Source organism: Helicobacter aurati, assembly GCF_003364265.1.
In the GTDB taxonomy this organism is placed as follows: domain Bacteria; phylum Campylobacterota; class Campylobacteria; order Campylobacterales; family Helicobacteraceae; genus Helicobacter_A; species Helicobacter_A aurati.
Window position 1 is genome coordinate 59,571 of the sequence record NZ_NXLW01000009.1, and the last position, 14,851, is coordinate 74,421.

Consider the following 14,851-nt stretch of genomic DNA (forward strand, 5'->3'; position numbering starts at 1 on the left):
AATTGTCAATGAATTATGATGCGAGACCCATGCCTTTTAATCCGGTAATTATCATTTTGAATCCCATTGCGCTGACAAATACAAGTGCTATGCGAGAGAAGATATACAATACGAGTTTCCCTACAATTCGCTCTATTGTTGCAGCATAATGAAAAAGTACGAAAAGAAAGATAAAGGCAACTATAATTGCGTTGATAGCGAGGAGAGTGTTTTTGTCTTCTGAAATGACAACTACCGTAGCAAGTGTGCCAGGTCCTACTAGCATGGGAAATGCCATAGGAATGATACTCTGTTTAAAGAGCTCATTGAAATGCAATGTTTTGTAATGTGAATAGTCTTGGTGCGCGGATGAGAAGAGAAGATTCTTTAAGCTCATTATCATAAGGATTAGTCCTCCAGATACACGTAATTCATGAGTGCTGACATGAAATAAATGATTCATAATGAAAGAGCCAGTAAGCAGAAATACCAAAACAATACACAGAGCAACAAAGACAATATTTCTAAAAAGTTTCTGCCTAATCGGCGTTTTTACTCCTTCCGTCATAGAAATGAATTGTGGTAGATTCCCAAAAGGATTGAGGACTGCAATGATTGCAATTGCGGTTAAGAAAATGCTATGAAGATTAGATTCTATTTCGTTAAACATGGAAGCCCTTTGTTGTGAGATGATGATAAATTCTACTTAAAACAATGAGAATTTAGCTACCTTACTTTAAAGAAAAAGAAGAAGACTTTTGCTTATCAAAAAGCTTGATGGTTAAAGTGGAAGAATCGGTATTGTTTTTGAGAATAACATTTTTGTTTTGTATCTCTATTAGCGTAAATTCGTTGTCTTGAAAAAACACCACTTCATTGGGTGCTACCCATTTGTTGTTTAATAAAGCTTTGTTATTGAGAATCGCCGATAGGGTAAGGGATGATATTTTTGGAGATTCTATGACATCTATTTGTTGTGTAGAGGGTTTTGCAAGTAGTGGTTCTAATATATGTGAAAATTCTTTTGGTGCGATTATTTTATTTTGTTGTAGAAAATTGATTTCAGATTCTGTATTGGGTATATTTGTTGTATGAGGGGGCATAAGAAATAACGCGATTAATGCAATACCTATAATAATCAGGATAATAAGCCATAATCGAGATTTTGTATAGGTCATATTCTCTCTATACGGATGGTATTTCAAAGAACAGCAAGATATTTTGTTTCCATTGTAAGGCAGAGGGCTTTTGTGGTTGTCTGTTATTGTTAGAGTCTAAAGGTGCATATAGAGGCGAAGAGGAATCTTTAGATGTTTCTATCGCTGTGGTTTCTAAGGAATATAGAATCTCCGTATTAAAAGATTGCACTTTGAGTATAAAGACAGGTGCTATGGTTTCTACCTCTCGTATAAATTCATAACAAGAAAGATTCTGACAAGTAAAATACATTGCATAGATATTGTGCGATGATTGTGTTTGCATGTTGTCTATATATTGTTGGTTTGTTGTAAAAGAAGGGTTAAGCTCTGTAAGTTGTTGTATTTCTTGCTTGAGGCAAAATTCCTTTTTGCATTTACTTTGAAGTTCATATTTATGGAAAGACGTAAGAATATCTTTATAGGATTTGACAATGTCGGTGTGGTAGTATTGCGGGGATTCGTAATCGCTGTACTCAAGCAATGAAACAAGTGTAAAAACACAACCAAAGAAAAGGAATGCTAATAAATATCTTGTGATAGAGTTCTTTTGTAGAAGAAAAAATCCAAGTTTTTGGATAAACATTCTTTATTTCTTTGCGGATTCAATTTTATCTCTGCATTTACTGCAAAGCACGAATAATCGCATATCATGACTGATAAGCTGTGTATCAAATTTTGCAGCAATGTTGATTTGAAGTTGTTCTATATCAGAATCTACAAACTCAATAATTGCGCCACAATTTAGACAGATGATATGATCATGGTGCGCTTTAGCAGCGATTTCATATCTTCTTCCAGTTTTATCTGCTTCAAGCGCCATAATGAATTTCTCTTTTTCTAAAAAGCTAAGGATTCTATATACAGATGAGATGCTTGTATTTTTATCCTTCATGCGTAGTTGATTGGCAATTTCTTCGGGACTTAGATGCGTCCCGCTTTTGTAAAGTACACCGATGATTTCTTCTCTTTGTTTGGAATTTTTGAGTCCATTTTTTTTGATAGAATTTCGCAGCCTTGTAAGGATGGAATCTAATGTTTCTAGTCTTTTTGCGATAGTTTTGTCCATAATTAGTCCTTAATTAAATAGTAAAGTTAAATATTGTTCTTAATTGAGTTAAGATAATTATAATAGAAAACTTCAAAGAAAATCCTTAGTTTTCTCAATATATATCGAAAATAGTAATAATAAATATGGCAAAAAGAGTATTGTATTTTTGTAGTACTAGTTAATAAAATCTATTTGTTATGTTATTTTACTATGTAATTTATAGTATAATTGGAATATCTTAAAAAGACAAAGGATTATAATGTTTGCTCGAATGAGAAATGTCAAAGAAGAGTTAGCAACGAAAGAGAATGAGATTGTAAAGCTGAAAGAAGAAATTAATTTTTATAAACAACTCAGTGCTTTTTCCGTGCATGAAATCGTTGTTGCTATCCAGAATCGAGAAGTTATTTTCGTAAATGATAAAGGAAAAGAAATACGCGGGCTTACTAGTAGTGTTTCTAAGCTTACCCCTGATTCTAAGATTCTTGCTATAGATACTCGTAATTTTGCCGTTAAACATAAATTAATAGATTCTGTGGATGTGTATATTCTTGTGGAATCTAATTTACGCGATAACGGTATGGGAGGGTATGATATTACTTCGATGCATCATGGTGCTCTTAAAATGGGATTGGGAGCAACACAGGAGGCTTTTGTTGAGATTTTTGAGAAGCTTGCTAAAATTGTAGCTAATTCTAATGAGTCTTCAGATATTTCTTCAAAGGGGATGGAAGTGAGCGACAAATCACTCAATAGCATTGAGGATCTCTATGATAAGATGCAGCAAGCACAGACTCTTGCACAATCTTTAAGCAGTCGAAGCAACGAAATTGTCAGCGTTGTTTCGCTTATTGAGGATATAGCCGAACAAACCAATCTCTTAGCATTGAATGCCGCGATAGAAGCGGCGCGTGCAGGAGAGCATGGCAGAGGCTTTGCAGTTGTGGCAGATGAGGTCAGGAAGCTTGCCGAAAAAACGCAAAAGGCAACCAAAGATATAGCCATAGTAATAAAGGCGATGCAACAAGAGAGCAATGATATTAATGGCAGTGTGGAGGAAACCAACACGCTTACAATAAATATGAGAGAGAATGTCAACGAAATGGTAGCCATGATGAAAAGTCTCTCGTTGTGTTCGCATACTTCTAAATATACCCTATATATGGTGAATAACATTGTGTTCTGTTCGCTTGCTAAGCTGGATCATGTGATATATAAAAATAATCTTTATTCTTTTATGCTTGGCACTTCAGATGATTTCGGGATTACAGATCATAAAAGCTGTCGGCTTGGTAAATGGTACTATGAAGGCGATGGATATAAGAATTTCCGCAATACACAAGGCTATAAGTCTTTGGAAGCCGAACATGCTTCAGTGCATTCGCACGCGAATCTTATTGCCACTCCAATACGAGAAAAGCAGCCAATTACAAAGGAATTTATCGATGATCACATTAGAATCTTTGAAGATTCTACAAAAGGTGTGGTACGTGAAATTGATAATATGTTACGTGAAAAAAATGCAGAATTACAGAGTATTTTAGAGAATAAAGCTTCATAATTCGGAATAAGTTGTCATGTTAGTAAAGCTTGTTGGACTTGTAAAAATCGCCAAACAGAAATTGCTTGAACAAGAACGTATGCTTCTGGATAATCAAGCACGTATTATGAAAATGCGCACACAAATCGATGTTGTTAATGCGCAAATCGCTCAAGTCTCTTTTCCAAGCAAGGGTCATTTTGGTTTATATCAGATTCAAATGGCTGGAGTACAAGCTTATCTCTATGAAATAGAAGAAATTCGCAAACAAATTGCTTTTTTGTTGAAAGAGCAAGAAGTTATCAAGCAGAATATTCGCATCGCGCATATCAATCATGAAAAGATGGTGTATATTTATAATCAAGAAAAAAATAAAAGAGACGCTCATATTAAGAATCTTGAAGAGAAACGTCTTGATGAATTAACGACAATCTTGCATGCACGTAACAAATGATTCTTTAATATTTCGAGTTTGCTCTCAAGAGTTAAGAGATTAGTCAAAATAATTTGTACTAGATTTTCATAGCGACGTTACATTATCAAATCTCATTTCTAGTTTATGCAATAGCTTGTTGTTATTTTATATTTGCCATAAATTAATACCAACAAGGTTACGTTAAGCAAGCAAATTCGCGCAAAATACATTGCAGCTGTCGAATCTCTCTTCGCTTGCGATGCCTCAATAATTAAAAAATCAAGTGATAGTTCACAGAAAAAATAGCACTACGCCAAAATTCAGGATTGCGCGCATTGTTGGCTTCTTGCGCAAAGCCGGGCAGTGTAAGATAAGCAAAAGGCACGGCTAGCCCCATTTCGATTCTATGTGCGCTATAAAAAGTGAGATTCACTCCAATATTAAAAGAGTAATCAACTTGTAAATTATAATCCCAGATATATGGTACAGGATGATGTTTATTATCATAAGTGCGGTAGTACATAATTCCAATATTAATTCCAGTGAATCCTCCAATGAAATGTTGAAATTTACTATCAAGAGGAACTTCAAAAAGTACATCTACGCTTAAATGTCCTAATGTATAGAATCCCTGCATGGTGTTATTGATAATGTAGTTTGCGGCATTTTTCAAATCAATCTCATTAATTGGAGTGAAAAATGTAGCGGGCAAAAAGATTCCTCCATAAATACGTGCCCCTACGTAATGATTAAAGAATCGTTGATATCCGCCTCTCATGCTTAAGACTAAGGGAGAAATGCGTGTTACAAGCACGTTTTCTGTATTATTGTTATTGATAGTTGCTCCAGAGAATACATCTAAGATACCTGCCCCTACTCCAATGAAAAATCCACTTTTTGATAATCCATCGTCGTAAGTTTGTGCAATAGCATTAAACTTACGTGCGCTATGGTTGTCTGCTAGATAGTTGCCATACGGCAGATTAGATTCCAGAGTCCCGCCTTTTGCATGGATTTGTTCTCGTAAGTTAAAGACTTCATAACGTAGAGATTGTAAGTATTTCAATTTTTCGTGATAAGTTTGTAGTTCTTTTGTTGAGTGTGTAGGCTGCTCTTTGTTGTTGCTAAGAGGCTTTTGAGCGGATTTTGAAGAAATATTCTTTGTTTGTATAGCCAATGAAACATGTTGTTGTGAGTGTGCCTTATGATTAATGGTATGATTATTTGTAGAATCTGCTCCATTTGTTATATTTGCATAAAACAATAATGACAATATAACTTTTTTCATGTTTGTCCTAAAAGATAAAAGAATAACTTATCAAGTAAGTGTTTTGATAGTCAATAGTGCTTGGGCTTGGCAGGAATATGCGTTCAATTTCTATTCTGTGATGTCTTCCAAAACTATAAGCTACTCCGATATGAAAATTCCACCCCAAAACCGTTTGTTCATTGGAGGAATTGCCGCCAAAGCCAATACCTAGTGTGAGACCAAAAAAATGCGATGCTACTACATGAATGTCTTGTAGGAATGAAAAACGTATTCCAAAAAAATGATGTAAGAGGGTGACAGAAGCATTTTGAGTGGGATTTGGCGAAACAATAAAAGGTATTTCAAAAACTTCAGCCCTTATTCCAAAATTATTATTAAAATATTTAATATAGCCAAATCGCAACAGAGCACCATAGTTGAGATGGTCTATTTTGATTCCAAAACCGTTGGCTATATTCGCAAAGTCTAATGCGTTTCCTATACCAATAGCAACACCGCTTCTATCGGAATTATTTTCCCATGCGTATTGCTTGTCCCGAGTAGAGGCTAATTGCCCCCTTAAGAAATAAATTTCTTTTTGCAATTCGTGGATTCGAGAATCTATATCTTCGTATTCATGGAATGGTTGTTTATTTTGTGAAAGATTAGAGAGAGATTCTATCTCTTTTTGTAATTGTTCATTGGTTGGTAATTGAGTGTTTGTACCGTATAAAATAAATGATGTGCCTATAAGTAGCATGGGTATTTTAGAAAACATAATTCCATCCTAACATAATAGTTATAGGCCTAGCAAAGTTTTCAGATTCTATCAAAGTGGTAATGTTGCCCAGCTTACGTTGGATATAAGTACCATAATGATAAAAAAAGGTTCGAAAGCTTAGTTCTATTTTATGTTTTTCTCTCCAAGAGACATAAGTGGAAGCTAAGATGCTCGTAGAGAATCCATTAAGCATATCCCAAAATGTATCATGGTAAGTCATGTATCCAAAGCCATATCCAGCAGTAATACCGTAATTCCATAGCTTTGCAATCGGGACTTCATAAACAATTTCCGCATTAACGCCTATGAAAGAAAAAGTTGTGTCAATAAAGTCTTCAAAGGCATTAACGTTGATTGATTCGAAAATGTTGCTTGCGATTAGAGAGTTTGCCGAAATTCTAAAGCCTAATTGCTGTGTCGAGATTCCCAAGAAGTTTTGATAACCGACGTTGCCGCTTAATGTTGGTAGCGATTGTATATTGTTAGTAACTGCGGTAAAGGTAACGCCGCCATTTACTCCTAGATACAGATGTGATTTATATTTTTTTCTGCTTAATGTTTCATTAGAAATTTCTTGTTGTGTAGAATCCTGCGCATCGTCAAAACCTTCTTGTAAGGATTCTCTACTTTGCTTTTGTGGTTGTATTGTATTCTTTTGCTCTCTTTGGTAGATGTATTTTGCATGTTCCAATAAATCTATGCTATTGCTTGATTGAGTGTCTTTACAAAAAGAATCCATTATGGCAGCTAGCAAGATATAGATAAGTAGATTCTTAGAAGACATAGTCATATCCTAATATCCATGCAGCACCAATAAAACCTTCTTGAATACCTTGCATGATTTGTGCGGAGAGATGAATTTTATGATGATAGAAAAGTAAGGTATGCAATCCTAAATTAATTTTGTATCCAGCTTCGAATTTGTTATCTTGCGGGTTTTGTACCAAGTCAGTAATTTTTGTATTGCCTATACCAAGTCCCAAGCTGCTCCCGATTATTGCGTTAGAATACATTCTAAAGAAATCGATTAATAAATCACAATTTACTCCAGTGAAAACAACCGCCCCTTGTCCGAAACTACTTATTGCGTCAAGATATATAGCGAATCCCACAAAATTCATAGGCAATACGGTTGAAGTATAGTTCTGGTATCCAGCGCGCATAGAAAATAACAAAGGATTATAATTCCCTATTTTAAGAGGTTGAGGACCAATTAGAGATTCATTGCTAATAAATGGTGTCGCTATATTATTATTTCCTCCATAGCCTATACCAATGAATATTCCATTTTTCTTTTCTCCTTCATCCACTGATTCAATAATTTTTATAATATCACTATCATAATATTTCCCCTTGCTTTTGATATGGGGGTAGTATTTTAAGTCTAAATGAGGATAATCAATCATGTATGGGTTGGATTGTGAAGAGAGATTAGTATAAGTAGAAGAGGATTTTGTTGAAGAATGCGACGTGCTTTCTGTGTGCAAATGTTCTTTGGAATGTAGTTTCATTGTGAAGAGAATTAATAGCAGGAAATGCAATAAATGATAAGATAAACTATATCGATGAAAACATACCACCACTTCTCTCCAAATCCAAATAACATGGAGATTCTAGCTAAAATCTCTTAATTGCAATGTTATTCTTTGAATATTACTTTACTAGTTATTTTTAGTGTGCTTACTATCAGAATCTCTAATCAACAAAAAGGATTTATGGAAAAAACAGAAGCTTTACGCACATTGTTAATGAAACTATAACGACTAGAGGCTTGATAATTGTGATACCGTAGCGAATCGCAATGCGTGAACCAATATTCGCTCCTAGAAATTGTCCAATACCCATAGCAATGCCTAAAAGCCATAGAACTTGTCCTCCAAGAGCAAATACTAATAGTGAAGCAATATTAGAAATAAAATTATAGAGTTTGGCTTGCGCTAAAGCGTTTGTAATATTCAGTCCTCCTAATAAAATCATTGCTAACATAAAAAACGACCCAGTACCAGGACCAAAAAATCCATCATAGAATCCAATTCCACCCAAAACAATTCCTAATAAAAATTTTGTTATTCTAGGCTGTCTTTCCTGATTGGAGATTCTAGGAGAAAATAAAAAGTAGAAAGCAAAAGCTATCAATAAAAAGGGTATACACTTTGAAAGGAAATTAGCGTCAAAAAAACGTACCAGTAATGTCCCGAACATAGCGAACACAAATACAGATACAATAAAATATTTATTATGCTTGAGTGTGATGTAGCCCTTTTTATAGAAGTGCAGTGTTGCCGAAAAGCTACCAAAACAGCCTTGCAATTTATTAGTTCCCAACGCTATATGTGGCGGGATTCCAGCAAGCCATAATGCAGGAATAGTAATCATACCACCACCGCCCGCAATAGAATCAATCACCCCAGCTATAAAGGCAGTCAAAACAAGTAGTAATAGCAAACCTATGCTAATATCCATTCTGTTTCCTCTTATAAAATATCGTTTCAAAGTATACTGTTGAATTAAGGATTTGTAGAGCGTTATCGCCTTATTTGTTGTTTCTAAGGCTTTGTTGTGAATGTTATTTAAATATATTTGTAAGAGTCCCGAATCTCTTTAAAGCAGCAAAGGAAGTGCAGTTATAAAACCAGTTACAATCCGACATAATGCACTTAAAAGGAAGGAATTATGCGCTATGTGCTAGTTATGGTTGTATGTGTTTTGCAATTTATATTTGCCGAAGAGAAGAGTTTAAAACAAGCAGAAGAATCTATCCAATTACGAGAAAAATTTTTTAAAGAATCTTTTGCACAGCAATATGACGCTCTTAAGATACAAAGAAATTCTACTGCCATGTTGGAATTTATTGATTTTTGCATGTATCCACCAGACCGTAGTTTGCCATTTGGCGCATTAGAAAATGGAAGATTCAAAGGAGAAAAAGTTACAGACTTGCCCTTTACATGCAATCAAAATAGCGGGGCTAAGAAGTTTTTCTTGCAGGATTCTACTCTTGAATCTGCTTATTCTATTTTTCGATTATCTGTTCCATTTGCTTCTTTTTTACAAGAGTACATGCCACAGAAAAATACAGCAATTACATTACATGATAGCTCTATCTTTTATATTTGGCAACGAAATCAGCAAAATCAGATACTACGATTATGGGTTATTTATCATGATGTTACGCAGTCCCGCACCCTTATTTTTACTCAACGAGGTAAAAACACAGAGGTTATTTTGCAATATCTTACGCGTTAGCAAGGCTTAATCAATCGATTTTTAAAACGGCCAGAAATGCTTCTTGCGGAATTTCAACTTTACCAATTGATTTTAATCTCTTTTTTCCTTCTTTTTGCTTCTCAAGCAATTTTCTTTTGCGCGTAATATCCCCCCCATAACATTTCGCGGTAACGTTCTTGCCCATAGATTTGACTGTTTCTCTAGCGATAATCTTATTGCCGATGCTCGCTTGAATGGCTACTTCAAAAAGCTGTCTTGGAATAATTTCTTTCATTGAAGCAACAAGAGATTTGCCTCTCTCATAGCTTTTTGATCTATCAATAATCACGCTTAAAGCATCAACGACTTCTCCTGCAACACGTACATCGAGCTTGATAAGATCGCCTTCTCTATATCCAATAGGCTCATAATCAAAGCTTGCATAGCCTTTTGTTTGACTTTTCAATTTATCATAAAAATCCATAATAATTTCATTGCTTGGTAAGGCATAGGTGAGCATAACGCGGTTTTCATTCAGATACTCCATGTTTTCTTGTACGCCACGTTTGTTGTTGAGTAACGTGATAATATTTCCCAAAAATTCGCTTGGCGTAATGATAGTGGCACGGACAAAAGGCTCTTTAATAAAAGCGATTTTTTGTTCAGGAGGTAGTTGACTTGGATTCTGTACCATGACAATACTTCCATCTGTTAATCCTACTTCATAGATAACTGTTGGGGCAGAAGCGATTAAGTCGAGTCCAAACTCTCGTTCAAGCCTTTCTTTTACAACCTCCATGTGTAAAAGCCCCAAGAATCCAACGCGAAACCCAAACCCTAAAGCTACGCTGCTTTCTGGTTCAAAATGCAAGGCAGAATCATTAAGCTTTAGTTTGCTTAGCGCATCTCGCAAATCTTCAAACTTATCTGTGTCAATGGGGTAGATTCCAGCAAAGACAAAAGGTTTTGCCGGAATAAATCCTTCAATTGGCTCTTTTGTCGGATTCTCTAATGTAGTGATAGTGTCTCCTACCGCCATTTCAGTCACACTTTTTAATCCAAGATTGAGGATTCCAATCTCACCGCTTTGAAGAATCTGCGTGGATTGTCTTGAAATTGGATGCGGATATTCTAAGCCCAAGACTTGATAGGCTTTGTTTGCGCTCATGGTTTTTACTATATCCCCCTTTTTTAGTGTTCCTTCCATAACGCGAATAAGTCCTAAAGCTCCTAGATAGTTGTCAAACCATGAATCATAAACAAGTGCTTTAAGTGGAGTGGAATTACGAATGGTTGGAGGCGGAATTAACGTAATAATGTTATGTAGCAATTCATCAATACCTTGCCCTGTTTTTGCGCTCATTAACACAACATGCGAACAATCAAGCCCCAAAACATCCTCAATTTCTTCTACGACTTTAGATGGATTGGCTGCGGGCAAATCAATTTTATTAATAACTGGAATAATTTCAAGATTATTTTCTAAAGCGATGTAGACATTGGCAATCGTTTGTGCTTGTATGCCCTGACTTGCATCAACGACTAGCAATACTCCTTCGCATGATTTAAGGGAGCGTGAGACTTCATAGCTAAAGTCTGCATGTCCTGGGGTATCAATTAAGTTGAGTATGTATTCTTTATTGTCTTTCGTGTAGGTTAATCGGACGCTTTGAGCTTTTATTGTGATTCCTCTCTCTTTTTCTATATCCATAGTGTCCATCATTTGTGCGCTTGCTTCTCTTTGTGTAACACTACCGCAGGTTTGCAATAAACAATCGGCAATCGTGCTTTTTCCATGGTCAATATGGGCGATAATAGAAAAATTTCGAATATTAGATTGCATGGTATTCCTTTTGTGCTGTAATATGCTTTAGCCAAGCGGTTATCTCTTAGCTAGATTCTGTATTTATAAGCATATCACATGCAATATGTTTTCTCAAATCACGGAATCAAGAAAGATTAGTAATGCTTAGAGTTTAAAATAGTAGCGAATACTAGCGATACAGAGAATGCCGAGCGGAACAAGTATGCCAATTTCTGGCAAAAAGGCAACTTGCGCCTGCAATTTCCCTAAGGAAAAGAATATTCCCCATGTAATTAGACATAGGACGCTAAGTAAAATTCCTAGCACAGTGATGTTTCCATAACGAGCAAGAGGCGGCATATAATAGGCGATTATAACACTAAGCATGGGAATAAAAAATGGCACAAGTATTAACGTATAAAGCACACCGCGTACACGACTTGTGTCTGAATTTTCACTTGATAGAATCTGTAAAGAAGAAAACGCGTCAAGAATAGAAATCAGAGGTTTATTTTGATAAATTGTATCAAGTATCTTGGGTCGGAAACCCCGTAAAATCGCGATACTCTCATACTCTTGAACTTCCATACCACTTGCGCCTAATTCATAGTTTTCTGGCAATACAATGACTTTTGGTGAGACTAGATTCCATTCATCATTATAAAAATATCCCTCTTGAGATTCTATGATTTCAACAAGCTCGCGGTCGTTACGTTGTATTGTGCGGTAAACGGTAATATGCTCGGCTTTTTGCAATAAAGGATAGACTTTAGCAAAAAAAACATAATTTTCACCATAACGAATAAATAAATCATTAGAAATAGCATTTTCACTTTTATTAAGTATGCTTTGTGCCTTTTCTTCAGCATAAGCAAAGGAAGTACAATTTAATCCTATATATCCTAGAATAGACAACATAATAAAAAGCGTAGGAATAAAAAATATCTGCTTTTTAGAATATCCAAGTGATAAGAGAGCGATATATTGATTGCTTTTTATAATAGTGAGATAAAAAACAATCAACCCAAGAAGCAACGAAAGAGGGAAGACATAATTCAGAGCATAGATAGCATCATACAGGAGAAATAAAATAATAAGATTCGCTGCGTTTGGCATTTTGTCAATATATTGCAAACTATCAATACACACAAAGAAAAATTCCATTGCGAACAAGATGGCTATCGTGGGTTTAAGAAATCTATAACCAATAAACCAAAAATACATATTTTTGCCTATTTATAATTAATACTAAAAGAATCAATGACAGACTTATCAAGGAATATTTTATCAAAAACTATACGTATAACGCTAAGACTTGTGTAATATAGGAGAGAATGCAATAATGATTGTTCTAATACATTAAAGTCTGAAAGCACATAACGCGGAATTTCTTGTTGCATAGTTTTATGTAGTGAAACAAAATCTTTAAAAAGTTTATCTATTTCTTGATTGAGCGTTATCTGTGATTCTTGTTGAAGCTTGTTAGATTCTATGGAATCCAATAGATGTTGCTTAAGGATTCTAAAAAATGTTTGCGTTTTGAATTGTTTGTTATTATGCAATCTTTGCAAAAGCACGTCGCGATAACTTTGATTCAAAGTAGCGAAATTCAGCAGAGGATTCTTTTTTTGCGTGGCAATAAAAGCCATTTGATTGACAAAGAGATTTGCCCCGATTCCCAATTTGACACGTAAGTACTCTTTACCGCAACACTTATGAATGGATTTTAATCCGTTGTGTCCTGCATCCCCGCCTTTCGTGCGAAAATTCACTGCACCAAAGCGCGTATCTAAGTCGTCATAAATAACTATCGTTGCGACAACGTCGTAAAAATCTTGAATCTTTTTTACTGCGTTACCGCTATTGTTCATGAAAGTAATAGGCGCAGCCAAAATGACTTGGTATGAGTCTATTGCTTTTGTTTTGCAGAGATTCTCAAAATTTTGCTGCATTGTTTTCTCGTGATATTGTTTGGATTGGAAATTTTGTAACATTTGTGGTGATTCTTGTAGCGGTGTTATAAATTCTTTTAAGGGAATCTTAGCCACTATGGAATCTAATTTTTTGTTGATTCTGTATGTTATTTTGTGTGAATGCAATGCGGCAATCTTTTCTATCCCTAGCCATTTATTGTTGTATTGCTGCCTTTGATTGAGAATGTTATATAGAGATTCTAAGCACAAAAAGCCTATATTGTGTCTTGTTTCAATGTATTTGTCTGTAACATTGCCTAATCCTACAATCAGAATTGTTTTTTGCATAAATTTCCTTACAACTTGTCGCTATTCCTAAAAAATGCCTCACGTTATAGGTATTTTTCGTGCCATCGTTTTTTTTTTTTGTATAATGAAAACTTTATTTTTATTAAAATATTACTCAAGGATTATGATGAGTCTTTTTTACAATATGAGAATTGGCACTAAAATCACTATCGCATCAACTTTTGTTGTCTTGCTTTCTATGGTTGTATTGGCTTTTGTGATAATTTCTCATTCCTCTGAAATATTACGTAAAGAATCCAATACACTTCTTTATAACTCTGCTAAACGTTCTGCAAACCTCATTCAAGGCTATATTAACGAAAGTTATGCTGTGTTGAATGCTGCTCAAGCAAATACTGAAGACTACATAGAATTCACCAATGGACAAGAAATAAAAGAAGAAATTTTAGATGACCTCGTTACTAATATGGTGGATAAAAATAGCTATGGAATCTATGGCTATTTGTATTTAAAAAACACTGTTGTATCCCCTAAATTGAATCTGAATGGTGCAACACTCCTTATGGCTTATGACAATAATCCGGGAGGTGATGGTGGTGTGTCAGTCATAAAGCCTGATGCGCAAATTATTTCTTTTAGAGGATTCCAAGACACGTTAAACTCCGGAAAACCTTCTGTAGGTGATGCCAGACATATTAATATCGATGGCAAGAATACTTATGTTGTTGCTATCAATTTGCCTATTAGAGACAAGAAGTCGCAACAAATAATAGGTGTCATAGGAATGTTTTTAGATTTTGACGCGCTTACAAGAGATATTGTAGAATCAAAGAGGCTTTCTGTGTTTCCAAATGATTATAGAATGGTAGTAGATAGAAATGCGAGAATAATCGCCCACCATAACGATAGTCTTGAGGGGCAGCTATTGACAGATATTAATCGACATAAGAGTGCTGTAGATCTCGCTCAAGCCATTAAATTGCATAAAGACGGGGAAATAATAAAATATTCTAATTATCGTGGGCAAGTGAGTTATGGTGCTGTTGCGATATTTAATATTTGGCATGATATTGATGATTTTATGGGATTAATAATAGTTGCTCCTGAAGATTCTATCTTGGCTCCCGCGCACGAATTGCGCAATTATATAATCCTAATTGTTGTGATGTCTATATTGTTGATTTCTAGCCTTCTCTTTGTTATTGTAAAAATGAGTGTTATACCCCCCATTCAAACTATTCAGAATCTTCTCTTTAGTTTCTTCAAATACCTCAATCATGAAACCAAAAAACCGCCTGTCCTAGTTCCAGTCAACTCCCATGACGAACTAGGCAATATGGCAGAAGCCATTAATGCCAACATAGAAAAAACACAAAAGAGCCTAGAACAAGATTCTCATGCAGTTTC

16 protein-coding genes are annotated in these 14,851 nt (G+C 35.1%); 4 read left to right on the top strand and 12 right to left on the bottom strand.

Translation table 11 applies throughout. The annotated features are described in order from the left end of the window. Nucleotides 1–13 precede the first annotated feature (13 nt). The 4 genes from CQA66_RS05740 to fur all read right to left on the bottom strand — a co-directional run bounded on the left by CQA66_RS05740 (nt 14) and on the right by fur (nt 2,244). Nucleotides 14–649, bottom strand: coding sequence for a MarC family protein (locus CQA66_RS05740; RefSeq protein WP_104762907.1), 636 nt, complete (start codon nt 647–649; stop codon nt 14–16). Between the two features lie 61 nt (nt 650–710). After that, entirely contained in the window at nt 711–1,157 is a 447-nt protein-coding gene (locus CQA66_RS05745; protein ID WP_104762908.1) for a hypothetical protein, read from the bottom strand. Nucleotides 1,158–1,164: 7 nt separating this feature from the next. Then, on the bottom strand, nt 1,165–1,761 hold the full coding sequence (locus tag CQA66_RS05750) for a hypothetical protein (protein WP_104762909.1): 597 nt from the start codon (nt 1,759–1,761) through the stop codon (nt 1,165–1,167). Between the two features lie 3 nt (nt 1,762–1,764). Then, the gene (gene fur, locus CQA66_RS05755; protein ID WP_104762910.1) at nt 1,765–2,244 is read right to left on the bottom strand and encodes a ferric iron uptake transcriptional regulator; all 480 of its coding nucleotides are present in this window, start codon (nt 2,242–2,244) and stop codon (nt 1,765–1,767) included. A 241-nt stretch (nt 2,245–2,485) separates the two neighbouring features. Here fur and CQA66_RS09600 point away from each other — a divergent pair, with 241 nt between their 5' ends. Both CQA66_RS09600 and CQA66_RS05765 read left to right on the top strand, forming a co-directional pair. After that, nucleotides 2,486–3,787, top strand: coding sequence for a methyl-accepting chemotaxis protein (locus tag CQA66_RS09600; RefSeq protein ID WP_104762911.1), 1,302 nt, complete (start codon nt 2,486–2,488; stop codon nt 3,785–3,787). Between the two features lie 16 nt (nt 3,788–3,803). Then, a complete protein-coding gene (locus CQA66_RS05765; protein WP_104762912.1) occupies nt 3,804–4,220 on the top strand; it encodes a flagellar FliJ family protein in 417 nt (138 codons plus the stop codon). 232 nt (nt 4,221–4,452) lie between these two features. Here CQA66_RS05765 and CQA66_RS05770 read toward each other — a convergent pair whose 3' ends face one another. The 5 genes from CQA66_RS05770 to CQA66_RS05790 all read right to left on the bottom strand — a co-directional run bounded on the left by CQA66_RS05770 (nt 4,453) and on the right by CQA66_RS05790 (nt 8,674). Beyond that, nucleotides 4,453–5,469, bottom strand: coding sequence for an outer membrane beta-barrel protein (locus CQA66_RS05770; protein WP_104762913.1), 1,017 nt, complete (start codon nt 5,467–5,469; stop codon nt 4,453–4,455). Nucleotides 5,470–5,476: 7 nt separating this feature from the next. Beyond that, nucleotides 5,477–6,208 (bottom strand): hypothetical protein, encoded by a 732-nt coding sequence (locus CQA66_RS05775; RefSeq protein ID WP_104762914.1) that lies wholly within the window; start codon nt 6,206–6,208, stop codon nt 5,477–5,479. Further along, the gene (locus CQA66_RS05780; RefSeq protein ID WP_104762915.1) at nt 6,198–6,995 is read right to left on the bottom strand and encodes a hypothetical protein; all 798 of its coding nucleotides are present in this window, start codon (nt 6,993–6,995) and stop codon (nt 6,198–6,200) included. The genes CQA66_RS05775 and CQA66_RS05780 overlap by 11 nt, the downstream gene beginning before the upstream one ends. Further along, on the bottom strand, nt 6,985–7,794 hold the full coding sequence (locus CQA66_RS05785) for a hypothetical protein (protein WP_104762916.1): 810 nt from the start codon (nt 7,792–7,794) through the stop codon (nt 6,985–6,987). Before CQA66_RS05785 ends, CQA66_RS05780 begins: the two co-directional genes overlap by 11 nt. A gap of 130 nt (nt 7,795–7,924) precedes the next feature. After that, the gene (locus CQA66_RS05790; protein WP_104762917.1) at nt 7,925–8,674 is read right to left on the bottom strand and encodes a TSUP family transporter; all 750 of its coding nucleotides are present in this window, start codon (nt 8,672–8,674) and stop codon (nt 7,925–7,927) included. Between the two features lie 210 nt (nt 8,675–8,884). Between CQA66_RS05790 and CQA66_RS05795 the strand changes: the two genes are divergently transcribed. Further along, the gene (locus CQA66_RS05795; protein WP_104762918.1) at nt 8,885–9,457 is read left to right on the top strand and encodes a hypothetical protein; all 573 of its coding nucleotides are present in this window, start codon (nt 8,885–8,887) and stop codon (nt 9,455–9,457) included. A 10-nt stretch (nt 9,458–9,467) separates the two neighbouring features. Here CQA66_RS05795 and lepA read toward each other — a convergent pair whose 3' ends face one another. The 3 genes from lepA to CQA66_RS05810 form a co-directional block, all read right to left on the bottom strand. Further along, on the bottom strand, nt 9,468–11,261 hold the full coding sequence (gene lepA, locus CQA66_RS05800; protein WP_104762919.1) for a translation elongation factor 4: 1,794 nt from the start codon (nt 11,259–11,261) through the stop codon (nt 9,468–9,470). 126 nt (nt 11,262–11,387) lie between these two features. Beyond that, nucleotides 11,388–12,446 carry an LptF/LptG family permease gene (locus CQA66_RS05805; protein WP_104762920.1) on the bottom strand — a complete coding sequence of 353 codons (1,059 nt, stop codon included), beginning with the start codon at nt 12,444–12,446 and terminating at the stop codon, nt 11,388–11,390. An 8-nt stretch (nt 12,447–12,454) separates the two neighbouring features. After that, the gene (locus CQA66_RS05810) at nt 12,455–13,483 is read right to left on the bottom strand and encodes an aminoacyl-tRNA hydrolase (protein ID WP_104762921.1); all 1,029 of its coding nucleotides are present in this window, start codon (nt 13,481–13,483) and stop codon (nt 12,455–12,457) included. A 127-nt stretch (nt 13,484–13,610) separates the two neighbouring features. On the opposite strand from CQA66_RS05810, the gene CQA66_RS05815 reads away from it, so the two are divergent. Next, on the top strand, nt 13,611–14,851 hold a 1,241-nt coding region (locus CQA66_RS05815), incomplete at its 3' end, for a cache domain-containing protein (protein ID WP_181882246.1).

Excerpts from the sequence above, each read along its gene's own strand:
- fur (WP_104762910.1), bottom strand. The coding sequence starts at position 2,244 with ATGGACAAAACTATCGCAAAAAGACTAGAAACATTAGATTCCATCCTT.
- lepA (WP_104762919.1), bottom strand. The coding sequence starts at position 11,261 with ATGCAATCTAATATTCGAAATTTTTCTATTATCGCCCATATTGACCAT.
- CQA66_RS05770 (WP_104762913.1), bottom strand. The coding sequence starts at position 5,469 with ATGAAAAAAGTTATATTGTCATTATTGTTTTATGCAAATATAACAAAT.
- CQA66_RS05775 (WP_104762914.1), bottom strand. The coding sequence starts at position 6,208 with ATGTTTTCTAAAATACCCATGCTACTTATAGGCACATCATTTATTTTA.
- CQA66_RS05795 (WP_104762918.1), top strand. The coding sequence starts at position 8,885 with ATGCGCTATGTGCTAGTTATGGTTGTATGTGTTTTGCAATTTATATTT.
- CQA66_RS05810 (WP_104762921.1), bottom strand. The coding sequence starts at position 13,483 with ATGCAAAAAACAATTCTGATTGTAGGATTAGGCAATGTTACAGACAAA.
- CQA66_RS05790 (WP_104762917.1), bottom strand. The coding sequence starts at position 8,674 with ATGGATATTAGCATAGGTTTGCTATTACTACTTGTTTTGACTGCCTTT.
- CQA66_RS05745 (WP_104762908.1), bottom strand. The coding sequence starts at position 1,157 with ATGACCTATACAAAATCTCGATTATGGCTTATTATCCTGATTATTATA.
- CQA66_RS05765 (WP_104762912.1), top strand. The coding sequence starts at position 3,804 with ATGTTAGTAAAGCTTGTTGGACTTGTAAAAATCGCCAAACAGAAATTG.
- CQA66_RS09600 (WP_104762911.1), top strand. The coding sequence starts at position 2,486 with ATGTTTGCTCGAATGAGAAATGTCAAAGAAGAGTTAGCAACGAAAGAG.
- CQA66_RS05740 (WP_104762907.1), bottom strand. The coding sequence starts at position 649 with ATGTTTAACGAAATAGAATCTAATCTTCATAGCATTTTCTTAACCGCA.
- CQA66_RS05780 (WP_104762915.1), bottom strand. The coding sequence starts at position 6,995 with ATGTCTTCTAAGAATCTACTTATCTATATCTTGCTAGCTGCCATAATG.
- CQA66_RS05805 (WP_104762920.1), bottom strand. The coding sequence starts at position 12,446 with ATGTATTTTTGGTTTATTGGTTATAGATTTCTTAAACCCACGATAGCC.
- CQA66_RS05750 (WP_104762909.1), bottom strand. The coding sequence starts at position 1,761 with ATGTTTATCCAAAAACTTGGATTTTTTCTTCTACAAAAGAACTCTATC.